20 protein-coding genes and 1 riboswitch are annotated in these 25,125 nt (G+C 37.1%); of the genes, 15 read left to right on the plus strand and 5 right to left on the minus strand.

Annotated elements, in window-relative coordinates; translation table 11 throughout:
• The first annotated feature begins 134 nt into the window (after nt 1–134).
• From gltB to kapB, 6 genes are all read left to right on the plus strand, one after another.
• A complete protein-coding gene (gltB, locus tag PQ479_RS01945) occupies nt 135–4,721 on the plus strand; it encodes a glutamate synthase large subunit (protein ID WP_047989610.1) in 4,587 nt (1,528 codons plus the stop codon).
• A 72-nt stretch (nt 4,722–4,793) separates the two neighbouring features.
• Nucleotides 4,794–6,281 (plus strand): glutamate synthase subunit beta, encoded by a 1,488-nt coding sequence (locus PQ479_RS01950; RefSeq protein WP_047989263.1) that lies wholly within the window; start codon nt 4,794–4,796, stop codon nt 6,279–6,281.
• 90 nt (nt 6,282–6,371) lie between these two features.
• Nucleotides 6,372–7,013, plus strand: a complete 642-nt coding sequence (locus PQ479_RS01955; RefSeq protein ID WP_047989262.1) for a YpjP family protein — start codon at nt 6,372–6,374, stop codon at nt 7,011–7,013.
• 410 nt (nt 7,014–7,423) lie between these two features.
• On the plus strand, nt 7,424–7,771 hold the full coding sequence (locus PQ479_RS01960; RefSeq protein ID WP_047989261.1) for a hypothetical protein: 348 nt from the start codon (nt 7,424–7,426) through the stop codon (nt 7,769–7,771).
• A 94-nt stretch (nt 7,772–7,865) separates the two neighbouring features.
• On the plus strand, nt 7,866–8,117 hold the full coding sequence (locus PQ479_RS01965) for a hypothetical protein (RefSeq protein WP_047989260.1): 252 nt from the start codon (nt 7,866–7,868) through the stop codon (nt 8,115–8,117).
• An 18-nt stretch (nt 8,118–8,135) separates the two neighbouring features.
• A complete protein-coding gene (kapB, locus tag PQ479_RS01970; protein ID WP_047989259.1) occupies nt 8,136–8,504 on the plus strand; it encodes a kinase-associated lipoprotein KapB in 369 nt (122 codons plus the stop codon).
• Nucleotides 8,505–8,808: 304 nt separating this feature from the next.
• Here kapB and dapA read toward each other — a convergent pair whose 3' ends face one another.
• The gene (dapA, locus tag PQ479_RS01975; RefSeq protein ID WP_273716728.1) at nt 8,809–9,696 is read right to left on the minus strand and encodes a 4-hydroxy-tetrahydrodipicolinate synthase; all 888 of its coding nucleotides are present in this window, start codon (nt 9,694–9,696) and stop codon (nt 8,809–8,811) included.
• 137 nt (nt 9,697–9,833) lie between these two features.
• A riboswitch (Lysine riboswitch) is annotated at nt 9,834–10,022 on the minus strand.
• Between the two features lie 104 nt (nt 10,023–10,126).
• Nucleotides 10,127–10,279, minus strand: coding sequence for an aspartyl-phosphate phosphatase Spo0E family protein (locus PQ479_RS01980; RefSeq protein WP_083991270.1), 153 nt, complete (start codon nt 10,277–10,279; stop codon nt 10,127–10,129).
• A gap of 227 nt (nt 10,280–10,506) precedes the next feature.
• On the opposite strand from PQ479_RS01980, the gene PQ479_RS01985 reads away from it, so the two are divergent.
• Entirely contained in the window at nt 10,507–11,193 is a 687-nt protein-coding gene (locus PQ479_RS01985; protein ID WP_047989258.1) for a YhcN/YlaJ family sporulation lipoprotein, read from the plus strand.
• A gap of 46 nt (nt 11,194–11,239) precedes the next feature.
• Here the strand turns inward: PQ479_RS01985 and PQ479_RS01990 are convergent, their stop codons facing one another.
• Complete coding sequence (locus PQ479_RS01990) at nt 11,240–11,794, minus strand: hypothetical protein (RefSeq protein ID WP_047989257.1); 555 nt, start codon at nt 11,792–11,794, stop codon at nt 11,240–11,242.
• A gap of 125 nt (nt 11,795–11,919) precedes the next feature.
• On the opposite strand from PQ479_RS01990, the gene PQ479_RS01995 reads away from it, so the two are divergent.
• Both PQ479_RS01995 and cspD read left to right on the plus strand, forming a co-directional pair.
• On the plus strand, nt 11,920–12,075 hold the full coding sequence (locus PQ479_RS01995; protein WP_273716730.1) for a hypothetical protein: 156 nt from the start codon (nt 11,920–11,922) through the stop codon (nt 12,073–12,075).
• 502 nt (nt 12,076–12,577) lie between these two features.
• Nucleotides 12,578–12,778: a cold-shock protein CspD gene (gene cspD / locus PQ479_RS02000; protein ID WP_047989256.1), complete on the plus strand. Its 201-nt coding sequence runs from the start codon at nt 12,578–12,580 to the stop codon at nt 12,776–12,778.
• 139 nt (nt 12,779–12,917) lie between these two features.
• Here cspD and PQ479_RS02005 read toward each other — a convergent pair whose 3' ends face one another.
• Both PQ479_RS02005 and PQ479_RS02010 read right to left on the minus strand, forming a co-directional pair.
• Nucleotides 12,918–14,465 (minus strand): AbgT family transporter, encoded by a 1,548-nt coding sequence (locus PQ479_RS02005; protein ID WP_047989255.1) that lies wholly within the window; start codon nt 14,463–14,465, stop codon nt 12,918–12,920.
• Nucleotides 14,466–14,824: 359 nt separating this feature from the next.
• A complete protein-coding gene (locus PQ479_RS02010; protein ID WP_047989254.1) occupies nt 14,825–15,637 on the minus strand; it encodes a PRC-barrel domain-containing protein in 813 nt (270 codons plus the stop codon).
• A 206-nt stretch (nt 15,638–15,843) separates the two neighbouring features.
• On the opposite strand from PQ479_RS02010, the gene PQ479_RS02015 reads away from it, so the two are divergent.
• The 6 genes from PQ479_RS02015 to PQ479_RS02040 form a co-directional block, all read left to right on the plus strand.
• The gene (locus PQ479_RS02015) at nt 15,844–16,446 is read left to right on the plus strand and encodes an alpha/beta hydrolase (RefSeq protein WP_047989253.1); all 603 of its coding nucleotides are present in this window, start codon (nt 15,844–15,846) and stop codon (nt 16,444–16,446) included.
• A gap of 283 nt (nt 16,447–16,729) precedes the next feature.
• Nucleotides 16,730–18,772, plus strand: coding sequence for a penicillin-binding transpeptidase domain-containing protein (locus PQ479_RS02020; protein WP_047989252.1), 2,043 nt, complete (start codon nt 16,730–16,732; stop codon nt 18,770–18,772).
• Between the two features lie 575 nt (nt 18,773–19,347).
• The gene (locus PQ479_RS02025) at nt 19,348–21,735 is read left to right on the plus strand and encodes a hypothetical protein (RefSeq protein WP_047989251.1); all 2,388 of its coding nucleotides are present in this window, start codon (nt 19,348–19,350) and stop codon (nt 21,733–21,735) included.
• Nucleotides 21,732–22,661: an ABC transporter ATP-binding protein gene (locus tag PQ479_RS02030; RefSeq protein WP_047989250.1), complete on the plus strand. Its 930-nt coding sequence runs from the start codon at nt 21,732–21,734 to the stop codon at nt 22,659–22,661. Before PQ479_RS02025 ends, PQ479_RS02030 begins: the two co-directional genes overlap by 4 nt.
• Nucleotides 22,658–23,527 carry an ABC transporter permease gene (locus tag PQ479_RS02035; RefSeq protein ID WP_047989249.1) on the plus strand — a complete coding sequence of 290 codons (870 nt, stop codon included), beginning with the start codon at nt 22,658–22,660 and terminating at the stop codon, nt 23,525–23,527. The genes PQ479_RS02030 and PQ479_RS02035 overlap by 4 nt, the downstream gene beginning before the upstream one ends.
• 21 nt (nt 23,528–23,548) lie before the next feature.
• The coding region (locus PQ479_RS02040) for a hypothetical protein (RefSeq protein WP_273716731.1) at nt 23,549–25,125 on the plus strand (1,577 nt) is incomplete at its 3' end.

Here is a 25,125-nt window from a genome sequence, read left to right on the forward strand (position 1 = left end):
TAAGCGTTTTCATAAAGGGTATTTGTAATTATTAATTTGCCGAAATGTCAGAAAAATGATATAATCTTGTATATTAGCTCGAATTTTTTGGGGAGAGTTAGTTGAATTTATTTTTTGGAGAAAGGTTGATGCCAATGCGGAACGCTGGATACCCGAAGAAACAAGGTTTATATGATCCGCAATTCGAACATGATAATTGCGGGATCGGTTTCTTGGCCCATATGAAAGGAAATAAATCTCATCAAGTCGTTGAGGATGCACTTCATATTTTACGTAATTTAGAACATCGTGGTGGCCAAGGGGATGAAGTGAATACTGGCGATGGTGCAGGTATCTTACTACAAATCCCACATCGTTTCTTTAAAAAGACTTGTCGAGTAATTGGAATAACTCTTCCTCATAATGAAGGATACGGAGTCGGAATGTTGTTTTTGCCACAAATTAATAAAGAGAGAATACGGGCAGAACAAACTTTAGAGAGAATTATTAAAGAAGAGCAACTTGACCTATTAGGCTGGAGGGATGTGCCTACCGATGATTCGATGTTGGGTAATGCAGCAAAGTCTGCCATGCCTTATATTAAACAACTCTTTATTAAAAAGCCTGATAATATCGAGAATATCGAAGAGTTTGAAAGAAAGTTATATGTGGTACGTAAGTGTGCTGAAAAAGAAATAGCGTCTTTTATTACTGAAGGGCAATCCTTTTATTTTACGAGTTTATCTAGTCGGACGATTGTTTATAAAGGGATGTTAACAACTGAGCAGGTTAATCAATTTTATTTAGATCTAAATGATCAAGATTTTGAATCGGCCCTAGCATTAGTCCATTCACGATTTAGTACGAATACGTTCCCGAGCTGGGAGAGGGCTCATCCGAATCGATTTATGATTCATAATGGAGAGATCAACACAATTAAAGGTAATGTCAATTGGATGCATGCACGTGAACATTTGTTCGAGTCATCCTTATTTAGTGAAAATATCAATAAAGTTAAACCGATCATTGACCAAAGTGGTAGTGATTCTTCTATGTTTGATAATTCTTTAGAGTTCTTATCATTAGCTGGCCGTTCTATGCAACATGCTGCGATGATGATGATTCCGGAACCATGGCAAAATAATCCGAATATGTCTCCTGAGAAAAAAGCCTTTTATCAATACCATAGTACATTAATGGAACCGTGGGATGGTCCAACAGCTATCGTTTTTACTAATGGTAAACAAATCGGTGCCTGTTTAGATAGGAATGGACTTAGACCTTCTAGGTATTATGTGACAAAAGATGATTATATTCTTATGTCATCTGAAGTAGGGGTTCTTGATATTAAACCTGAAAATGTTCTATATAAGGAAAGGCTCCATCCAGGTCAAATGTTACTTGTTGACACAGAAGAAGGCCGGATTATTCCTGATGAGGAAATTAAAAAGGATATTGCCAGTGAGCGGCCTTATCAAGATTGGGTGAATGAGCATTTAATTCAATTAGATGATGTACTAGAGACGTCACAGGTGCAAAACAGTGACTTCTCGAAGCTTAAAGAGCGTCAGCTTGCCTATGGATATACGTATGAGGAAATTTCAAAGATGATTATTCCTATGATTAAAGATGGTGTAGATCCAGTAGGCTCAATGGGGTATGATTCGCCGTTAGCTGTTTTATCAAAAAAACCTCAGCTATTATATAATTATTTTAAACAATTATTTGCACAAGTTACGAATCCTCCAATTGATGCGATTCGGGAAGAAATTGTGACGGCGATGGGAACAACAATTGGAGCAGAAGCGAACTTACTTAATCCAACAGCCGAAAGCTGTCGCCATATTCATTTGCCGTATCCAATCATTAATAATGAAGAATTAGCAAAGCTCAAGCACAATAAAATGGAAGGGTTTAAAGCGACGACTTTACCTATTTTATTTGATGTTAATATAGGTCTTGAGCAGGCATTAAAGCAATTATTTGAGCAAGCAGACCGTGCCATTCAAACAGGACACTCTTTAATAATATTGAGTGACCGTGGCATGAATCATCAATTTGCAGCGATCCCTTCATTACTTGCGATTAGTGGCTTACATCATCATTTAATTCGAAAAGGGACAAGAACAAAAGTGAGTCTTTTACTTGAGTCAGGGGAACCACGTGAAGTTCATCATCATTCCGTATTACTCGGATACGGGGCTGAGGCAATTAATCCATATGTCGTTTTGGATACAATTGATGAATTAATTCAAGATGGACTTATTGAAGAATATTCTTATATTGAGTCGGTTAATCGTTATGTGAAAGCAACAACAAAAGGTATCATGAAGGTTTTATCTAAGATGGGTATTTCGACCATTCAAAGTTATCGCGGGGCACAGATTTTTGAAGCTGTTGGTATCTCAGATGAAATCATCGATCGATATTTCACATGGACAACATCAAGAATTGGTGGCATTAATTTAGCAATTATAGAGCAAGAAGTTCTTACCCGACATAAGCGTGCCTATTCCAATCAAGAAGGATTAGACAAGACTTTAGATCCTGGCGATGATTTACAATGGAGAAGAAATGGGGATCCACATCAATATAATCCTCATACTATTCATATGTTACAAAATGCTTGTCGCTCTAATAACTTTCCTTTATTTAAGAAATACTCACAATCCATTAATGAGCAAACCAAACAACAAACATCATTAAGAGGATTATTGAAGTTTAAGAAAAACTTAAAGTCTATTGCCATTGACGAGGTAGAATCAGCTTCTGAGATATTCAAAAGGTTTAGAACAGGGGCCATGTCATTCGGTTCCATTTCTCAAGAGGCCCATGAGACTTTAGCCATCGCTATGAATCGAATTGGTGGTAAAAGTAATACAGGTGAAGGAGGAGAGGACCCTAAACGATTTATACCAGATGAAAATGGTGACTTACGTCGAAGTTCCATTAAACAAGTCGCTTCTGGGCGTTTTGGGGTAACTAGCCATTATCTTGTTAATGCCGATGAAATTCAAATTAAGGTTGCTCAAGGAGCGAAGCCTGGTGAAGGTGGGCAATTGCCTGGGAATAAAGTATATCCTTGGGTTGCAGAGGTTCGGGGTTCAACACCTGGTGTAGGGTTAATTTCGCCACCACCTCATCATGATATCTATTCCATTGAAGATTTAGCTGAGCTTATTCACGACTTAAAAAATGCCAACCCATCCGCGAAAATAAGCGTAAAGCTTGTTGCTGGTACAGGTGTTGGAACAATTGCCGCTGGTGTGGCAAAAGGTCGAGCCGATGGTATTATTATTAGTGGATATGATGGTGGTACAGGGGCGGCAGCACGAACGAGTATTAAACATACAGGATTGCCTTGGGAAATTGGTTTAGCTGAGACGCACCAAACTCTATTACTCAATAATTTAAGAAGTCGTGTGACGTTAGAAACAGACGGAAAATTAATGACGGGTAAAGATGTCGTAGTAGCAGCTTTACTTGGTGCAGAAGAGTACGCTTTTTCGACAGCTCCTTTAGTTGTTTTAGGCTGTATTGTGATGCGTGTCTGTCATTTAGATACATGTCCGGTTGGAATTGCGACACAAAATCCAGAGCTTCGAAAAAAATATATGGGTTCACCTGATCATGTCGTGAACTTTATGACGTTTATCGCGGAAGAAATTCGTGAAATAATGGCTGAATTAGGATTCCGTACTTTTGATGAGATGATCGGTCAGACTGATGTACTAGAGGTCGATCAAGATGTAGACAATGAAAAAGCAAAATTGTTGAAGCTGGAAAACTTGCTGTATCAACCTAAAGTTGCAACACAAGGTCAAAATTATAAAACGGTTGAACAGGATCACCAGCTTGAGGCATCGCTCGATCACCGTACTTTATTACCTGCAAGCAAACGGGCTTTAGAATATGGTGAAAAAGTCTATATTGAATCTGAAGTTAAGAATACCGACCGCGTAGTCGGCACCATTATCGGAAGTGAAATTAGCAAACGTTATGGTTTAGAGGGGCTACCGGAAGATACGATTACTATTCAGTTGAATGGATCTGCTGGTCAAAGTTTGGGAGCTTTTCTTCCAAAAGGAGTGACGATCCGACTAGAAGGTGATGCAAATGATTACACAGGTAAAGGTTTATCTGGAGGTAAGCTAATTATCGCTCCATCAAAGTCAGCTAGTTTTAACGCACATGAAAACATCTTAATTGGTAACACCACTTTCTATGGGGCAACAAATGGGGAAGCGTACATTAATGGTATTGCTGGTGAAAGATTTGCAGTTCGAAACTCCGGAAGCTCAGTGGTTGTAGAAGGTGTCGGTGACCACGGACTTGAATACATGACAGGCGGTGTGGTTGTAAACCTAGGTCAAGTTGGTAAAAACTTTGCTGCTGGTATGTCAGGTGGGATTGCCTATGTTTATAATCCTCATGGTGATTTCGCTCAGAAATGTAATCAAGAAATGGTTTTACTAGAGGAAGTAAAAGAAGACGAGGATATGGAACGCCTTCGTGTAATGATAACCAAACATCAAAGCTATACAAATAGCCAGTTGGCTACCGAGTTATTAGCAAATTGGCAAGAAGCGATTCAACATTTTGTCAAAGTGATCCCTAAAGATTATAAGCGCATGTTAGAAGCGATTCAACGAGTGAAGTTAGAGGGATTAGCAGATGTAGATGCTGTAATGGCTGCTTTTGATGAAAATAAAAATGATCAATCAAGGGTAAGTGGTAAGTAGTATGGGGGCGTATGTTACGTACGCCCATTCATATAAAACGACAATATCAGACTGTAGTTGGGAGTGAGAGATTTGGGGAAACCAACAGGATTTTTAGAATATAAAAGAGAAAACCCAACGAAGCGTGATCCATTTGAACGTACAAAAAGCTGGCAGGAATTTCAAATCTTAATGCCCGAAAAACAGTTAAGACAACAAGGGGCACGATGTATGGATTGTGGTGTTCCTTTTTGTCAAACGGGGACAACGATGGTTGGTTCAGGAGAAATTGGCTGTCCTGTTTATAATTTAATTCCTGAGTGGAATGATCTCGTTTATCGTGGGAAATGGAAAGAGGCTCTTGAGCGGCTACATAAGACAAACAACTTCCCTGAGTTTACCGGAAGGGTATGTCCTGCTCCGTGTGAAGGCTCCTGTACATTAGCAATTAATGATAAAGCTGTCACAATAAAAAGTATGGAATTCCATATTGTTGAACGTGGTTTTCAAGAAGGTTGGATTGTAGCGAATCCTCCGAAAACAAGAACAGGAAAAAAAGTAGCCATTGTTGGCTCAGGACCAGCTGGTTTAGCTGCTGCTGCTCAACTAAATAAGGCAGGACATCTCGTAACGGTTTTTGAAAGAGAGGACCGTATTGGAGGATTATTAACGTACGGGATTCCAGATGTGAAATTAGCTAACCATGTTGTGCAAAGACGTATCAAGCTCTTAGAAGAAGAGGGGATTTTGTTCCAAACGGGCACAGAGATTGGCAAAGACCTTACTGCTCATCAGCTTGAGAAAGAGTATGATGCTGTTATTTTATGTACAGGCGCGACAAAGCCTCGTGATGTAGAATTAGAAGGGCGTGAACTTGAAGGCATACATTTTGCCATGGATTTTCTAACAGCTAATACAAAGAGTTTGCTTAATTCACAATTTGAGGACCAATCATTTATACATGCAGGAAATAAAAATGTAATTGTCATTGGTGGTGGCGATACTGGTACCGATTGTATTACTACGTCTGTAAGGCATGGAGCCAAATCAATTACACAATTTGACATTAATCGGATGAAGTTAGATGAAAGACCATCTAATAATCCGTGGCCGCTTTTCCCTATTGTCCATCAAGCAGATGATGGTCATAAAGAAGCAAAAGCTGTATACGGGGAAGATCCTCGTGCGTATCAATTAATGACTACAAAATTTGTTGGTAACGAACTAGGGCAAGTAAAAGAAATTCATACGATTGATGTTGAGACGGAAATAGATGCCAATGGTAAAAAAACTCGTCAACCGATCCCTGGTTCAGAAAAAGTATGGCCAGCTGATTTAGTATTCCTTGCAGTTGGTTTTACAGGACCTGAGCAACAATTACTTGAGCAAATGTCTATCCAAACAGATAGAAGAACAAATATCAAAGCTGAATATGGTTCATATCAAACGAATATTGAAGGTATATTTGCTGCAGGTGATAACCGAAGAGGTCAAAGTTTAGTTGTCTGGGCAATTCATGAAGGCAGAGAAGCGGCAAGAGAGTGTGATCGTTACCTAATGGGAGCTTCTAATCTACCCTAAACTACAATTCTATGAAAAAATGAATAGCCTTTTCACCAGAAATATGAGATGATATAATTGTCTATACAAGTATGGTGAGGAGGCGTTTTTTTGTTACACTGGATGAAACGAAGCTTATTAGTAACGAGTGCACTTTTATCAATCGGCCTTGTCACCTCAGGACATGATTACCGAGAGGCACATGCAGAAGAACCACGATTACCAAAAGCTACTTATGATGATCGTGTAAATATTTATAAAGTGAATGAAAACGAGTATGGATTATTTCATTCTGTTATACCAACAAGTACAGCTACCGACAAATACATACATCGAGATGTTTCTTCAGCGGATGTATTTAATTCTTACGTTAAGCAATTTGCATATGATATGAGTATGTTAAAATTTGGTGATGTGATTTCTGATAAAATTAAGGAACCTTTTGAAGAAGTCATCGTACCACAATTGTCTGAAGTTTTAGAAGAAACGACCAATCATTTAACGGCAGAGCAATGGAAAACAGTGAAGTTATCAACAAAGCCAGCAGACGGTTTAGGAGAGAAGATTTTTCATTTATATAATGAAGAAAGTGGAGAAGACATTTTTAGATTTCATGTCAGACGAGATCAGCCACCTAAAAAAGGTTATTGGTTTAATTTTCACTATCATACTTATTTAGATAAATATGAAGGACATCATTCATTAGGTAGTATATATTGGGGTAAAAACAGCCCACCTAAATGGATGAGTTGATACATCAAACACATGATTGAGCTGTACTGCTTATTCATGTGTTTTTTGTATGAAAGTTAAGGCGAACATAGAATGTTACTCGTCGCTACCGAAAATTATGCTCTCCGTCCCACGAGAGTCTCCGCATATTTTCGTCCGCTTGTTTAATCTAAAATCTCTTGTTCAATAAACACTCTTAAAACATTCATTAAATTGAAAGAGAACAAAGTGAATGAAAGACTACTAGTAAAGGGTAAAGCACGGCTTTCATCTGTGTTGGTGGCGAAGTGAATGCGGTTTTGTCATAGAAGTTTTAGTAGGAATTTAATCGGGAATCTAATCTTAGTAAAATAGTCATGCTGACGAGGGATTTCTGATGTGATAAGATAAGAAATATGGGACAATAGGAATGATGTAAGGAGGGTTAATGAATGAAAAAGCATCAAATATGGTTCCTTTGTATGACTGGAATCGTTTTTATTGGTATATGGACGATTGCTATTGTTCAATTCACTTCAGAAGATCCAGAGGTTTCAAAAGAGGCTAATGAAGAACTACATCAACAAGTTGAGGATTTAGTGGCAGTTCGAGACGTAGAGGAGCCAGAAGATATAGAGGTAGAAGATAAGAAACAAGTAAATGATAGGCACAATCAATTGATTCCTGAAGGAAAAATAGATTTAAGTCAATTTGACTTTAGTGATATCTCGACACCACTTGGAATTCCTATAGATGGTATTTTGAACAAAATTGGTTTACAAGTGTCTGAACAGGATTAAAACAGTCAAATTATCTTCATGATTTATTACACATTTGTTAGGGCTTTTTTGGTACGATAGAAGTATAGTTGTTCTTGCGAGGAGGAGCCCGGCATTGGAAATATTAAAAAGGTTTAAAGAAATTCCGAATTGGTTAAAATGGATGTTTCGATTGATCATGGCGTATGTTGCATTATTATCTATTATTCTTGCATCAACCATTTTTGTTGTCTTAATAACATTTACATTTATTATTATAGACTTTTTTAGTGGTGGCGAAGGAATGAAAACGTATGCCGAAGAAAATTTAGTACCTATTTCAGAGTTTATGTGGCATTTATTTACTTTATTAGTGCCTGGTCTATAATGGAGAGGGAGTGTCTAGATGCATATAGTGCAAGCTGTTTATAAAACAGGTGTATATATCGGCGAATGTCTAGAAGTACTAGGGGATCAAAACAAAGCTCTCGTGAAGGTTTTGGCCGTAAAAAAACATCCTCAACAAGGTGATTTACACCATCCGAAACAAACGGAAAATGTATTTTTTCATGAAAGAAAAGCACTTGCTGAATATGAAAAGGCTTGGATGCCACTTGCTTCGTTAAAAAACTACGAAGGTGAAATCCCTACATATAAAGATTCACTAGCAGTAGCATTAAATTCATTATTAGAGAAATTACAAAGCGAGGACACACCGTTTAATCAAAATAGCATCAAAACCTTAAACGAACTAAAAAAGGAATACCATATATGATACGAAAAAACACCAAGTTCACACACAACTTGGTGTTTTCTCGTATTAAACCTCAATTAACCTTTACCACAGTTCACTTCGCCACCAACAAAGATAAAAGTAGTGGCGACTTTTTAAACAGTTGGCCCGTTTACAACTCGCTCACCATCAGGAGTCAGCCGAACAAACAGGGAGCACTTTCCTGCTAAGGTCATTTATCGTAAGGTGGATGACCAGCTAACTTCACGGCGCAAACTATCGCTCCACAGTTCACTTTCATACAAAAAAGGATGAGAACATAATTCTCACCCTTAGACACGCTAAATTAGCTAACAAAAAAACTAACAGAACGATGTAAATATGATTGTAATAGCTCAAGCTCTTGTGTTGTTAAAGGAACTAAAGGTAACCGGACAGATCCAACGGAAATTCCATTTAATTCGAGTGCTGCTTTCACAGAAGTTGGATTAGGTGTAGCGAATAAAGCTTTCATTAAAGGTAATAACTCACGGTGCTGTAAAGCAGCAATCTGAACTTGCCCGCTCATATAGTTTTGAATCATCTGTTGCATCTCATTACCAATCACATGAGAACTAACAGAAACAACTCCGGCTCCACCAATAGCTATAACTGGTAACGTCAAGCTATCGTCACCACTATATAATAAGAAGCCATCCGGAGCTTGAGCAATAATAGCAGACATTGCCTCTAAATCGCCACTCGCTTCTTTTGTCGCAATAACATTAGGAATTTGGGCTAAACGTAAAGTGGTATCTACATTAATATTAACACTACTTCTTCCAGGAATATTATATAGCATCACAGGCAAATGAGTAGATGTAGCGATCGCCTTAAAATGTTGATATAAACCTTCTTGAGAAGGCTTGTTGTAATATGGTGCAACAAGCATAACCATATCTACGCCAATTTTTTCTGCTTCCTTTGTTAATTCAATCGAAGCTTGTGTTGAATTAGAACCTGTGCCAGCAATAACAGGTATCCGACCATTGACCACTTGAACGACCGTTCTAAATAGTTGTAGCTTTTCCTCATGTGTCAAAGTAGGTGACTCGCCTGTAGTACCACCGACTACGAGTGCATCTGTTCCATTTGAAATTAAATGCTCCACTAATTGTTTTGTTTTGGCAACATCCACCCTTTGCTCAGCATTAAATGGGGTAACCATCGCCGTTATAACTCGTCCTAAATTCATAATTCTCACCCTCAATTTCAGTATCGTTCATATAATTATATGGGCTAAATTTTATATTTGTGAATCAACACAAAAAAACAACAATGAAGGATCTCATTGCTGCATGGCAATAAATGTGTATACACAATCATTCCAATGCGTGAGATAGCCCTCCATATAGCCTTAGCCAGCTATATGACAGTCCTGTACTTATTAAGTCACAGTCCCAACTAAATAAAAGATGAGTATTTTATTTAGCTTCGGCAAAATTCCCTTTAAATATGTATCCATGAAGACTCATCCTTCTACACATATCTACTCATGAAGTTTGCACCTCTACCCTCACTTCAACTATTGAAGTAAAGATTATTCACTTTGTGACTCTACCTTATCAAAAGATAAAGCACATTGCAATGGTTTCAGCTCACATTTACGCATTGTAATAAAATGATCAAATTTTATTACGGATAATTGGGATTTGAATCTCGTTTAGGAGCTCGTCCAATTCTTGACTACAGCGGACAGTTTGTGCAGATGTAAACCCGTATTTTTTGGCTAAACGTAGCATTTGACTTCGTTTTGATTCAATTAGTCTTCTTTTCATCTTTCCCACTCCATTGTTTTTTATCGTTCATTAGTTCATTTATATTCAACGCTTTCACACAAGGTTTATTATATGAAGAACAGACAATAAATGAAAGTCTTTCCATAAAACTAGTCATAATTAGCTAAAAGTAGAAATGATTCGACAATAAGAATATGTCTGAGCCTAAATTTACCTCGTTGAATTTCTTATTTATGTGCAAAATAAAAGAAGAGAGGAGGGGTTGCATGAAAAAACAAAATTTCTTGTTTTCAGTAGTCATTTTGACGATGCTTATAACGAGTGGATGTGTGACTGAACAACAGAAGCCGCTAGGAGCGAAGTCGAATCCACAAAATACGTTTAGTGGTGTAGGTATCCAAGAAGTGCGTAGCCATGAAGGCCCTATTTCAGATATGCTTGTTCCAGACGATACGGTCTTACAATTAACAGAGAAAAAATCTCCGTATGAAGAAGGAGTTCACGGCTATAAGAGAAATATCGGTCTAAAAGAAAAAGGCTTAACATCAAACGGAGTAATGAATAACAGACCTGGAAAAATAAAAGAGTTATATCCACCACATCAAACGAAGATATTAACAACTAAAGAAGAAAACCACAATTACCAAGAAAACGTAAATTTTAAACAAGCCCTACTTAGCCTTGAAACGATTCAAGATGTTCACATCGTAGAGACAAATGAGCAAATTTTAGTGGGGATTGAATCAAGTGGTGGTCATCATGAACATCAAAATAAGGTGGAGAAAACCGTTCAAGCATACGCCAATGAATATGATATTGATAAAGAAGTGATAGTCACAACCAAGAGAACCATCATTAATCGAATGGAAGCTTTTGAGAACCACGAAGAAGGGCGTTTTCCTTTTCGGTCCTTTAAAGGAATGATGGCTGAATTCAAAGAATTATTCCGTTAATCATAAATGGCTGTCTATTTTCTATCGAATAGAGCAGCCATTCTTTTTAATAAATTCCATATTCTTCTGAAACAGAAAACCATTCTCTTTCTAAATTTTTAAAAGCAATAATAGAATTTTCGTAATGAACTCGAGCTGATTCAATTTGTTTGGTGTCAAAAGGATCACGCAAGTCTTCAAGAACTCTGTCCAAAATATCAAGCTCAACTAACATACTCAAATGAATTTCATGGAATGAGTTAAAAGCTTTAGGACGATCAAGATTAATTATTTCAACTGTCTCGGTGCGAATGTCGGCTAATGAATCTAAAAACAAATCAGCTGCTCGCATATCTTGTTGATTTTCAAAAAAGCCTTTATGCTTTTCTAAGTCTTCTATGACATTACTTAGATATTGACCAGTCGCATCTGCGTACAGATGTAATTCTTGTGTTGCTAACCCTTCTTTTCGATGTTTATCTTTATCACTTGCTACACCTTGAAAACCAAATGGTTTCGTATCCTTTTGAGAATCCTCAATTATTTGTGATTCTGAGTCCATTTGACAGCCTGTTGCTAATACGAATAATACGAGTAGGAAAAAAAGCCATGGTTTCTTCACTACATCATCCTCCTCATTCTAACAAAATAGATACATCTAGTATTGGAATCTTCTTGCAATCTTATGCATCAATTTTTCTGTTTCCTCATACATTGGACTATGTGAGCAGGGAGGGATTGCAGGAGATGATGACTTTTTTTCTTATTTTAATTAGCTGCTTCTTTGTAGGTTTCGCTATTGTATTATTAGGTGGTAATCGAATTGCTGAAGGGATTGAGTATCGCACAGGTAAAGACGCAGATGAGATGTTAGGTGAAATTGACAAAAAAATGAACAAATGATGATTTCAATCACTGCATGCATCGTTTTAACGGTGTCATGGCTTTTTTTTTGAAAAAGGAACATCTGTATTAAAACAGATTTAAAAACACTTTACTTTTATAATACAATGATCTATAATAAGTGTATGAAAGAGACAGAAAAAAATAAAAATTCTGCTTAGGAGGGGTATCATGAATAATCATGAAGAGAAAAAAACACAAACAGAGCAGGAAGAACCTACGATTTTGGAAATGATTAATGATTATTATAGTAGAAATTAGTTGATAGCTGGCCTTGCTTATGACAGGCAAGGCCTAGTCATTTTAAGGAATTTATGCTTGCATCGTAGAAATGACTATGCTAAAATGACTTTATTCATCGTTAAAAGTTTTGAATATTTTTCACATTTTATGAGGGGCAAAGATATGGCTGTATGTTTATCGTCATAATATGTGAAATGCCGATTTACCTGAAGTAAAGACGATGAGCATATTAAGTAATAAACAGAATGGAGTTTTTTTCATGCAAACAGGAAAAGTTAAATGGTTCAATGCTGAGAAGGGTTTTGGATTCATCGAAGTTGAAGAAGGCAACGATGTATTCGTACACTTCAGTGCAATCACTGGCGAAGGATTCAAATCTTTAGACGAAGGTCAAGCTGTTGAGTTTGAAATCGTTGAAGGTGACCGTGGTCCTCAAGCAGCTAACGTTGTTAAATTATAATAATAACTAAAACACGATCATTTTGGTCGTGTTTTTTATTGAACTAAAAATAATTTCATGTACCATATTTCAATTATAAAAGAGCTAATTAAAGATCATAAAAAAACCGTCCCTAGTATTATAAGGACGGTTTTGCAAATTAGTTATTATAATAAATGGGAGAACCTGGACCGATGTCGATACCTAACGCCATCCAAATAAACAACATAATGGTCCAAACGATCGTAAATACAATCGCATACGGAAGCATAACTGATACGAGTGTTCCAATCCCCATCTTTTTATCATACTTTTGAGCGAAAGCAATAATAATCGCAAAGTAAGGCATTAACGGAGATATGACATTAGTTGTTGAATCGGCTACACGGTAAGTTAATTGTATAAATTCAGGCGAATAATTAAATTGCATCATAATCGGAATAAATACGGGTGCCATAATGGCCCATTTCGCCGAAGCACTACCGACAAATAGATTAATTAACATCGTAATTCCCATAAAGCCAAGTAATAAAGGAATCCCTGTTAAATTAACACTTTCTAAAAATTCAGCACCATAAACACCTAAAACAATACCCATATTCGTCTCATTAAAGAAAGCAACGAATTGACCTGCAGTGAAGGCTAGTACGATAAACATACCCATTGAGGCCATGGTATCCGTTAATTGATGAGCAACATCTTTATCACTTTTAATGTTACGCATAATCATCCCGTAAACAAGTCCAGGAATTAAGAATACGAATAAAATAAGTATACCGAGTGAGTTCATAAATGGTGATTGAATAATCGGATTGTCTCCATCACCACGCATTGGTCCCCATTCAGGTACGACAAGAAGAGAAATAACAGCGATTGTTATGAACATAGCTAGTCCTGAATAAAATAGAGCCCACTTTTCACGTTTGGTTAAATAACTTATTTTTTCTTCAGCTTCGTCTCTCGTTTTATCAGCTTGATATTTACCTAAACGAGGTTCAACGATTTTTTCTGTTACATACGTACCAGCTAATGTGATCACAAATACGGATGCAATAAGGAAGTACCAGTTCATCGCAATATTAATATTGGCAGCATAAGCCGGATCAAATGTAGCAGCAGCTTGTCTCGTAAGTTCCCCAAGCATTGGATCTGATGCGGTTATAAAAATATTAGCCGCAAAACCACCTGATACTCCTGCGAAAGCTGCAGCCATACCTGCAAGTGGATGACGACCAATTGCAATAAATAATAATGCCCCTAGTGGTGGTAATACGATGTAACCAGCATCTGCGGCTAAACTAGACATAATACCAGCAAATACAAGTGTAGCTGTTATTAATCTTTTTGGTACTGAAGTGACCAGGCCACGTAGGGCAGCACTTATGAGCCCACTTCTTTCAGCAACACCTATCCCAAGCATCGTCGCTAGAACAATACCTAGTGGAGCAAAGTTAATAAAGTTATTAACCATTTCCGAAACCATATAATTAATACCTTCAGCTGAAAGAAGGTTTTTAACTTGTAACACTTCTCCAGGTTCTGCAGGATTTTCAACTTGAACATTTAAACTTGATAAAATCGCAGATAAGACAATAACAATACCTGCCATAATTGCAAACAAAGTGACAGGGTGGGGAAGCTTGTTTCCAATTACCTCAACCATTGTCAAAAATCGATTAAAGAGCGATTTCTTTGCTTGTGTCTCCATACTAACACTCCTCATAACTCTTATAATTCTATAATTTTCAGACTAATATGACTTACTAGAAGACGGTTGTCTAAAATCACATGTGACCCATTGTACTATAAACTATCGCCAACAATCCTTAAAAAATGACAAAAAAATAAAGTAATTCTTTTAGAAATTTTATAAACTATTTGACAATTGTGGAGTAGCTAACTTGAAAAAAGCAATCTACTATGTAGGATTAGGAGCTGATAATGGGAAAAACTTATTTCTTTGACGATTTAAGCGTGATTTACTGCTTTAAGATGGGGGTTAACATATAAAAAACGAGCTTGATGAACAACATCAAACTCGTTTTGAGAGGGAGTAATTGTCATTAACTATTTCGTTGATTCTGACAGTTCCCAATATGGTGCCATACCATAATGACGGTAAATCAATTCTTCATTTTCTCGAGTGAATGGTTTATCATAATCAAACTCAGGTGCTTCTTCAATTAAACCTTTTTCTACGGTGACAGTTATCGTTCTGTCAAAATGAGAAATCTCACTTAACATATCAGGTGTAATAGCAACGAGCTCTTTAGATAAGAAGCCGCCAACATCGACGATTAAATATCTAATTTTAGATGTATTATAATCGATGATACAATCAACAAGCTTGCCTACTTCGCCATTTTTTGCGTGTACATGGAATTTATTTAAGTGATCAAAGCTCTGAAGAGAAGGTTTATCTGTAGTTTGTCTTGCTTCATTTTCATCGACACCTAAAGGTATTTGTTCATCTTTGGTTGATAACAAACCAGGTACATAGGCTTGGCGACCAACAAATGTAGGCCCTGAATTCGTAGGAATTCCACCTGGTGCTTGTAGCCAGTAATGGTCCCAGCCATAATGGTCGTTGAGACGCTGTTCAAATGAACGGGAGAATGGTTCATGGTCAGATGGTTTTGGACTATTTTTAATTTGTTCTTTGGTTAGATTGACAGAGACGAGTTCATCAGGGAGATTTAATTCTCCAAATGCTGCCATTCTAAGCAAGACATGCCCTCCTACAAACCATTTTCTCGTATCGGCTACAACGTAACGTATATCAAAAGAATGACCTTCAAAAATAATGTCATCGACAGAACCTAATTCATCATCAAGTGCTTTCATTTTGAATTTTTCTAATTTACTTAATTCGATTAACATTTGAAAACAGCTCCTTTTTTAATTGAAATTAATTACTTGTTTGTTTTATACCTTTAAATGAATGAAACAAAACATTTCAAAATCTGCTCTAAAGATTATTTAATATAGAAAAGTAAGTAGATTACTTTACTTTTAGCTTTAATCATGTAGATAATAAATAAGAAGTTTTAGATTGATGTCTTAATCTATTTAGGAGGAAAATGAATATGAATCATGTATTTAAAAAAGGGGATTCAAAAAAACCGACCATTGTTTTATTACATGGAACGGGAGGCAATGAACACGACCTCTTACCGATTGCCGAGATGATTGATCCTGAAGCAAGTGTATTAGGTGTTCGAGGTAATGTATTAGAAAATGGGATGCCTCGATTCTTTAAACGATTAGCCGAGGGGGTTTTTGATGAAGAGGATTTAAAATTCCGTACCAAGGAGTTATATGATTATCTGGACAAAGCCTCAAAAGAGTATGGCTTCGACCGAGAAAAAATCATTGCTGTGGGATATTCAAATGGAGCTAATATTGCTGCAAGCTTAATGTATCATTACCAAGACGCTTTTCAAGGAGCGATTTTATTCCACGCCATGGTTCCATTAAAAGATATTACTTTACCTACATTAATAAATAAGCATGTTTTTATTGGAGCGGGAGAAAGGGATCCGATTATCCCAATGGACAATACCAAGCATTTAATAGCAGATTTAAAACAAGCAGGGGCAACCGTCGAAGAGTTTTGGACAGGTGGCGGGCATCAATTAACAAGAGAAGAAGTCGATGCAGCCAGACATTGGTACAACCAGTTAACGTAGATTAAACATGTAGCAAGACATGCGGAGACTCCTATGGGACGTAGTGGCGACTGTTCAAACTGTTGGCCCGTTTACAACTCGATCACCAGTAGGAGTCGGTCTGAACAAACAGGGAGCACTGTCCTACTAAGGTCATTGATCGCGAGATGGATGACGAGCTAACTTCAAGGCACACCCTACCGCCCATAAGTAACTTTCATATAAAAGACAAGTTATTACCTCATTAAAAGGTAGCGCTAACTTGTCTTTTTTTGTGTTAAAATATGGGTGGAGGGGGTTAATGATGAAACAGATAAAGAATTTAATCATGTGGAGTTTTTTAGCACTACTACTCATTGCATGTAGTGAAGCAGATCCTAATGTTGATGAAAAAGCGCACCAATTCGCAGAAGACTATGAAAATGGAAAATATGAAGACATCTATCATTATTTGTCTGAAGAAGTACATAATCAAATTTCCAAAGAAGATTTTGCTATATGGCACGAAGAGATTGATGAAAATATGAATGCAACAAATCGAACTTTATCCTTAGAAAAGGTTGAAGTAGCCGAGGGAGAAGAAGTACCTGAAAACGAGCAATATTTTTTATATGAAATACAAGTAGAAACACCATTAGGTTCGATTACAAATGACGGTCGTATTTTATTTGAATTAATAGAACCAGAAGATGGTGATAAAGAATGGAAGGTTCACTGGTCTCCGGGCTTATTACTTCCTCAAATTGACTATGGAGAAAGTGTAAAAATTGAAAGCTCACAACCGATTCGTGGTGAAATTCATGATCGAAATGGGGAAGCTCTTGCATTAAATGGTTCCGTCTTGGAAGTTGCAATGGTTCAAGGCAGATTAGACGAACACGATTCTAAAGAAGAAATGTATGAATTAGCGGTAGAATTATTAGGTGTAACTGAGGAATATATCGATGCGCAAATGAGTCAATCATGGGTTCGTGAGGATATGATTGTGCCAATTAAAACACTTGTTTACACGGGTAACGAAGAGTTGATGGAAACGTTACAAGAAGTTAGTCACAAAGGTTTAACTTTTCGAGAGGTTAATGGACGAGTTTACCCATTTGGAGAAGCAGCAGCTCATTTAACTGGTTTTACAGGTCCGATTTTTGCAGAGGAATTAGAGGAAAAAAGCAAAGAAGGTTACACTGCTCAATCACAGCTTGGAAAAAGTGGTTTAGAGCAGATTTTCGAAAATGAATTACGTGGAGAACTAGGTGGAAAAGTTGTTATTACTAGTGCAGATGGTGAAGAAAAGGATGTATTAATTAGTCGTGAGCCAGTTGATGGACAAAACTTAAGCTTAACGATTGATATGAATGTACAATTAGAAGCCTTTTCACAGTTACAAAATGAGCAAGGATTAAATGTAACAATGAATCCACAAAGTGGTGAAGTATTGGCACTTGTGAGCATGCCAACTTATGATCCGAATGAAATGGTTGTGAATTATAGTGAGGCTTACCAACAGTACTCGGATATGGAAGGTCATGTTTTTTTATCAAAGTTTAATCAAAAATTTATCCCCGGATCGACAATTAAACCGATAACAGCAGCCATTGCATTAGAAAATGGTTGGGATCCTTCCAAGAAAGTTGATGTGCCGGAATCGAATCGTTGGCAAAAGGATAGCTCGTGGGGAGATCATTATATAACGAGAGTATCTGGCATTCCTTTAACGTCACTTAATTTAAATGAAGCGATGCTTTTTTCTGATAATATCTATTTTGCACAATTAGCACTTGATACAGGTGGTTCAGCTATCTCTGAAGGACTTGATGCTTTTGGTTTTAACGAAGTACTACCGTTTGAAACGATTCTTGCTGAGTCGACCTTTGTTAATGATGGTCATTTAGAACGCGAAGCTTTATTAGCAGATACCGGATATGGTCAGGGTGAATTATTAGTGAACCCACTACACTTAGCGTCCATGTTTACTGCCTTTCTTCATGAAGGAAATATGATTCAACCAACTATTTTAATGGGGGAATCTAACAGCACTTTTTGGAAAGAAGCGGTTGTTTCACCTGAGACAGCTGCGATAGTTAAAGAAAGTATTCATGAAGCTATTCAAAATGAACAAGCAACAGGTCGTGTTGCCAACGTTAGCGGTTTAAATTTAGCTGGTAAAACAGGGACTGCAGAGCATAAAGTAAGTCAAGATGAAGAGGGTGAAGAAACTGGCTGGTTTGTCGTTTTTAACGACGGTACCCCTGAAATTTTATCTTTAGTGATGCTAGAGCATGTTGAAAACCGTGGTGGAAGTGGACTAGCCGCGCAAAAAGTTAAAAATATCATTGAATCTGTTAATTAATATTTTCATAAAAAAGAACGAAAAAAAGCTTGTCGTAAAAGGTGACCAGTCACGAAGAAACGACAAGCTTTTTCTATGGAAAGAAAAAAATAAAGATGCAAAACCAAATTGAGAATATCGTTCCAGCAATTAGGAAGACAAATATTAAATGATCTGAAGAGCTAATTTTTAAAAGTGTAATCTTCACTTTCATCTTTGTTGGTGGCTCTTCATTCACTGTGTTTTGTTATTATTTTTTATGAATGTCATAAGTACTTGAGAATGAGAAGTCGCCGAGCGGAAGAAAATATGTGGAGACTCCCGTGGGACGTTGTGGCAGAGCTGAGATCCGCTGGTGGCACTGATTAGCTCAGCGCCACTCCACAGGACGCGGAGCATAATTTTCGGTAGCGACGAGCAGCGCTACATGTTCGCACTAACTTACAAAAAAAATTTTGAAAAAAGTGAAGTGATTTTCTTTTTGGTGTCGTCTAATAAGTAAAAGGAAAAATGAAAGAGCTTTTCAAATAACATTATGAAAATTATGGTATATTTAGATGGTTATAGAAAAGCGAGCTAAAGGGGGAGAGATAGAAGTGCAAAAACAAACGAAATTTGCGATTTTTATATTAATTTTATTCCTGATCGGTATATTTTTAATTCCGATATCCATTGCACAAGCAGAGGAAAAGGCAAGCTTACATATTGAAACAAAGGCCGGCTTTGATGGGAAAATAACGCAGACAGGTGGATTCCCACTTGAAGTAACTCTATCAAATAGTGGTGAAGATTTGTCTGGAGAATTAGTTATTCATGTTTTTCCTACCTATCAATCAGATGCAAATATTATCATTCCTGTTGATATACCAGCTGGAGAAACGAGATCCGTCTTAACGACTATTCCTGGACATGATAGTAGCTATTATTATGGGGCAACTCCGACAAAAATGATTACCTTCTATGAAACAAGCTTTGAAAATGGTAAAGAAGTGAAAACATCCGGAAAAGCCACAATTGCTGGCTCGCAATTAGGTTGGGACGCTCCTGTTATGGGGATTTTATCGAATGACCCTGAATCTTTAAGATATTTAAATAGTATGACCAATACTGTTAAACCACAATTAGTAACAGTTGAGCCCGACCTGATTACAGATGATTATATCGCATTAACGATGTTGGATTACTTAGTCGTTGACCAATTTACGATTGCTGAGTTATCAAGTGAACAGCAGCAAGCCATTCAGCAGTGGGTTCTGTTTGGAGGGACCTTGATCTTAGGTGGCGATCCAGCGATCGTTCAAAAAAGTGGGGAATTAAAAGATTCATTGCCTATGTCAGGAATGATTTCAACAGTTCGTGCGAATAGTGAAGCACTCGAACAATTTAATGGGGAAACTCCTTATGATGCAGATGACATTGTTTTATATATTGGGGATGTAGATGATGATTTAGTTAAAGCACGTTCGACAGAGGGATACCCGCTGATTGTGTCTGCTCCATTTGGAACGGGTGAGTTAGTGCAACTAAGTTTTTCACCCGGCATTAGTTCTTTTAGTAGCTGGCAAGGAAGTCAGGACGTTTGGCGTACAATTATTAATCAGAATCTAATTAATGGCAGCTTTCATAGAGGTTCTTCTATTTTTGAGCAACTTAACTATAATTTGGCGGAAGTTAACAACTTATATCCAAGTACGATGATTCCTATTGGTGTTTTGATCTCTGTATTTATCGCTTTTATTGTGATTGTATTTCCGTTTTTATTTTTTATCTTAAAAAAGTTTGACAAACGTGAGCACAGTTGGTGGGTAATTCCAACTTTATCAATCTTGGTAGCGGTAAGTTTGTTTGGTTTTGGTGCCAAAGATCGAATTGCCAAACCACAAATGAACCATTTGTCTGTAATCAAATTAAATGAAAATGAGCAACCTTTTGGTTATGCAAGTTTTAGTTTATTTAGTAACAATAGTGGAGATTACACAATTTCTGTAGCGGAGCCTTATTTTACTGGTATTCCTATTATGAGAGATTCTTACTCAAGTTTTGGTACGGGTGCACCAATTTCTGGAAGTAGTCTGTATCGTTCTTCTGGGAATACAGATTTTTCCTTTCAAGATGTAGAATATTGGGCGGTACGGAATGCGATCGGGCCCATTATGTCAAATGAAAAAATGTATTTGGAAAATGAACTCCTATTAACAGAGGATGGAATTATAGGTCAAGTAACGAATCAAACTGGATATGACTTGGAAGAGTTAGAATTTGTTAATGGAAATAAGACGACTTCACTCGGACCTTTGCTAGCTGGAGAAACCATAGACATTTCCATACCGTTCACAGACCATTTGTTTCGAGCGCCACAAAGTCAACAATATTGGCAATACCAACATAATAATCAAGATTTTAATGAAATAAAAGTCAATAATTTGATGATTACTGCGGCAGAAGCCCGATTATTTGAACAAGGAAAACCCGCTTTAGTAGGTCATACGACAGCAGAGATTTTTGATGCAACGATTAAAGATCGAAGCCCTGAGACAAACTCGTTACATTTGCTCGTTCAATCGATTGATATTGAAAAAGAGTTAGTTGGTGAGTTCAGTTTGAAGCTTAATGATATTATGCCAAAATTAGTACCTCAAGGAGAGTTTCATTATTTAGATGATTATCCATTACAAGAAGGAATGAATTCTTTTTATGCTTCTGCAGGTGAGTTTCATGTTGAATATGACTTACCACGAGACCTATTAGAGCAAGATGTGAATTTGGAGTTATTAACGATTCAAATAAGGACCCAGCAAGCAAGTATAGAAATTTGGAATGAAAGTAGTCAAGAATTCGAAAGCGTAGATCAAAATTTAGAAATATCCAATGTGCGAGATTATGTATCGGAAGAGGGACAGATTGAATTCAAAGTAGTTAAACCTGAATCGCCTGAAGAAGTCTCCCTACCAAATATTGAACTGAAGGGAGTGTATGCAGAATGATTCAAACGGTTCATTTAACTAAAAAATATGGTTCATTTACAGCTTTAGATGATTTAAATATGGAAATTGAAGCAGGTTCAGTGTTTGGTTTTGTTGGTCAAAATGGTGCTGGTAAGTCGACCACTTTTCAAATATTAGCCACATTGATGGCACCTACTTTTGGAACAGCATTTATTGATGGAACGGATGTTTGTGAGAACCCCAAAGAGGTACGTCGTAAAATCGGTTATATGCCAGATTTCTTTGGAGTCTATGACCAGTTTCGTGCCGATGAATATTTGGATTTTTATGGGGCGAGTTATGGCATAACGACAAAGGAGAGGAAGGTGTTAATTCCTCAGCTTTTAGAATTAGTTAATCTGAGTCATAAAAAAGATTCCTATGTCGACCTTTTATCACGAGGGATGAAGCAGCGTTTATGTCTAGCAAGATCCCTCATTCATGATCCAAAAGTACTTATTTTGGATGAACCTGCCTCTGGCCTTGATCCAAGGGCTCGTATTGAAATGCGTGGCATATTAAAAGAACTAAAATCGATGGGTAAGACGATTATCATTAGCTCTCATATCTTACCTGAGCTTGCAGAAATGTGTGATGAAATTGGCGTTATTGATCATGGAAGCTTAAAAGCACGTGGAACCGTTAAAGAAATTCAGAAACAATTACAAGCAACACGACTAATTGAGGTTCAAGTTGCAGATGCCTTAGATATAAGCACTCGCTTCTTCGAGGATCAAGCATTCGTCTCAGATTTACAAGTGAAGGAAAATAAAATTGAGTTTTTGTTTACTGGAAATGAAGATAATCAAATTGAATTATTGCGAAAGGCTGTTGCCCAACATTTATCAATCATTAGCTTTAACCATGTAGAATCTAATATTGAAGATGTCTTTATGGAGATCACAAAAGGAGTGGAAGACAATTGAAATCCTTACTTATCAACCCTGTATTAAATAAAGAATTCAAACTGCGCTTTCGCTCTGTGAAAAGTTATATTGGATTAGCCGCCTATTTATTAATATTAGGTTTGCTGACGTTTGGCATTATCTATTTACAATTAGAAAATGATCGATTTGGTGCTTTTCAATCTTACCAAAGTCAATGGATGTTTATTTTCTTAAGTATGCTGCAGCTTGCCTTAGTTATTTTTATTACACCAGGCTTGACGGCAGGAGTCATAAGTAGTGAAAGGGAAAAGCAAACATTACCTATTTTGCTGACGACCGATCAATCATCAAGCTCTATCATTTTGAGTAAGCTTATTTCATCCGTTGCCTTTTTATTAGTCATTATTTGTTCGAGTTTACCATTGTACATGATCGTCTTTTTATTTGGAGGAATATCTCCTAGAATGCTTGTCCTTACTTTTCTGATGTATATTTTTACAATGGTTGTCATTGGTGCCATTGGTGTTTTCATATCCACATTAGTTAGAAAAACGATCATATCGATGGTAACAGCCTATAGTTTGGCATTCTTTTTAACGGGTGGCATGGCTTTACTAGCATTAATCTCACTTAATTATAGTTATATGGTAACAACTCAGGCTTTTCCGTTACCGTATTTGATTTCAGCTACGAATATTCCTATTATGTTTTTTTACTTGCTTGAACCTGGTTTTATGACAGAGCTACAAAGAATTGCTCAAATGGATCTATCACCATGGATTCTATTCTTTTCTTTTTACGGGGTTATATTTGTTGCTTGTCTTTTTGTAGCGATAAAAAAGCTAAGACCAAAAATGAAAACAAAACCATTGCCACAAAATGAATATAACTCTAGAACACAATAAGAGGAAAAGGAGGAGTATGTGATGAATAATCGAACTAGAATGCTACAGTTTTTGAAGCCTTTAAAACGGCGTTTATTATGGCTACATACTTCCTCTTATGTTGGTAGGTTTTTCTTTTACGCAGTTTTGATGTCACTTGCTTTAACGGTTGTATCACGTTTTATAGTCATTCCCTTTTTATATCGGTATTTCTTTATTGCTTATGTGCTTACTTTTATCGTAGTTGTGGTCATCGCTGTTAAGAGGAAACCGACTGTCGCTCTAATGATCCATAAATTTGATGAATGGGTCGGAGAAGAACGGGTTACAACAGCTTATTCTTTCATCGAAAAAGAGCAAACCATTGCGAATTTGCAACGTGAAGATACATTCAAAAGAATGCAAAAACAGCAAAATGTCGTCATATCCAATCAGAAAATGACTTGGTCTTACTCAAAAATCGTAATGAGCATTTGTGCGGCGATACTCATCTTTTTTTCTTTTCTTATCCCTAGTGAAACGATGTTAAGTGCAAAAGTGAAGGAAGAGGAGCAAAAGATTATCGATGAGGTGAAAGATAAGATGGAAGAACTCGCTGACGAGGATTCTAATGAACTAGATGATTTAAAAAATCAACTTGATGAATTAGAAACGGCAGATGAAGTGTTAGATGAATTGCTTGTAGCAGAACAAAAACTTGAAGATTTAAAACAAGAATTATTACAAAAAGAACAAGAATTGCAAGCCTTATTAGAAAATGAGCAAAACTTTCAAGACTTAGATGAGGCCTTGCAATCCGAAGATTTGAATCAATTGAACCAAGCATTAGAGGAACTTAAGGGCTCGCCGGAATTACTACAGAAGTTACAAGATGGCTTACTGGATAATCGTGTGAATGTTGACGGTTTGTCTGAAGAAGAGTTAAACGAGTTATTAGAGCAACTGAAAGATGCATTAGAAGAGGGAATGCAACTAGGGGATGAGGTAGCAGAACTAAGAGAACTTCAAGAAGGCTTACAAGAGCTTGCTTTGTCACAGCAACGAAGTATGTCACAAGCGGGCATTGGTAGTCAGAGGAGACTTTCGTTTGAACGCTCACAGTCTGAAGGAACAGCAAGTACACAGCCTGGAAATTCCTCGGAAAATTCTAATGGGCAATCTGAAGGAACTGACAATAATGGAAATGCGGGCAATGGAGAAAGTTTGAATGGTGATAGATCAGAAGGAAATGGTTCAGGAGATGGTGGGCAATCAAATGGAGCAGGTCAAGGCGGTTCAGGTACGGGATCTGGAAATGGTTCAGGAAGTGGAGCGGGTACGGGATCTGGAACAGGTCAAGGTGGCTCAGGCTCAGGTGCTGGTATTGGTGAAGGTTCTCGAGAGTTGCTAACAGTTCCCGAACGAATTGGTGGTGAAGGGGATGTAGAGCAGGACTTGACAGAACTAGGAGAAGGGGAAGGTACAACACAAGAAACGAATCAAGCCCCCACCTTAAAAGGAGAAGTTCGCTCATACCAAGAAGTAATTGGTCAATATGAACAAATTTATCGTGAATCCGTTGAACGTAATACATTACCCTCACATCTAGAAGAAATGATCGAAAAATACTTCTCTGAGCT

The sequence above is a fragment of the Alkalihalobacillus pseudalcaliphilus genome (genome assembly GCF_028610675.1).
Classification (GTDB): domain Bacteria; phylum Bacillota; class Bacilli; order Bacillales; family Bacillaceae_D; genus Alkalihalobacillus; species Alkalihalobacillus pseudalcaliphilus.

What these genes read in the sequence shown, in the direction of transcription:
- gltB (WP_047989610.1), top strand. Translation starts at nt 135, where the DNA reads ATGCGGAACGCTGGATACCCGAAGAAACAAGGTTTATATGATCCGCAA.
- PQ479_RS01960 (WP_047989261.1), top strand. Translation starts at nt 7,424, where the DNA reads ATGAAAAAGCATCAAATATGGTTCCTTTGTATGACTGGAATCGTTTTT.
- kapB (WP_047989259.1), top strand. Translation starts at nt 8,136, where the DNA reads ATGCATATAGTGCAAGCTGTTTATAAAACAGGTGTATATATCGGCGAA.
- dapA (WP_273716728.1), bottom strand. Translation starts at nt 9,696, where the DNA reads ATGAATTTAGGACGAGTTATAACGGCGATGGTTACCCCATTTAATGCT.
- PQ479_RS01980 (WP_083991270.1), bottom strand. Translation starts at nt 10,279, where the DNA reads ATGAAAAGAAGACTAATTGAATCAAAACGAAGTCAAATGCTACGTTTA.
- PQ479_RS01985 (WP_047989258.1), top strand. Translation starts at nt 10,507, where the DNA reads ATGAAAAAACAAAATTTCTTGTTTTCAGTAGTCATTTTGACGATGCTT.
- PQ479_RS01995 (WP_273716730.1), top strand. Translation starts at nt 11,920, where the DNA reads ATGATGACTTTTTTTCTTATTTTAATTAGCTGCTTCTTTGTAGGTTTC.
- cspD (WP_047989256.1), top strand. Translation starts at nt 12,578, where the DNA reads ATGCAAACAGGAAAAGTTAAATGGTTCAATGCTGAGAAGGGTTTTGGA.
- PQ479_RS02005 (WP_047989255.1), bottom strand. Translation starts at nt 14,465, where the DNA reads ATGGAGACACAAGCAAAGAAATCGCTCTTTAATCGATTTTTGACAATG.
- PQ479_RS02010 (WP_047989254.1), bottom strand. Translation starts at nt 15,637, where the DNA reads ATGTTAATCGAATTAAGTAAATTAGAAAAATTCAAAATGAAAGCACTT.
- PQ479_RS02015 (WP_047989253.1), top strand. Translation starts at nt 15,844, where the DNA reads ATGAATCATGTATTTAAAAAAGGGGATTCAAAAAAACCGACCATTGTT.
- PQ479_RS02020 (WP_047989252.1), top strand. Translation starts at nt 16,730, where the DNA reads ATGAAACAGATAAAGAATTTAATCATGTGGAGTTTTTTAGCACTACTA.
- PQ479_RS02030 (WP_047989250.1), top strand. Translation starts at nt 21,732, where the DNA reads ATGATTCAAACGGTTCATTTAACTAAAAAATATGGTTCATTTACAGCT.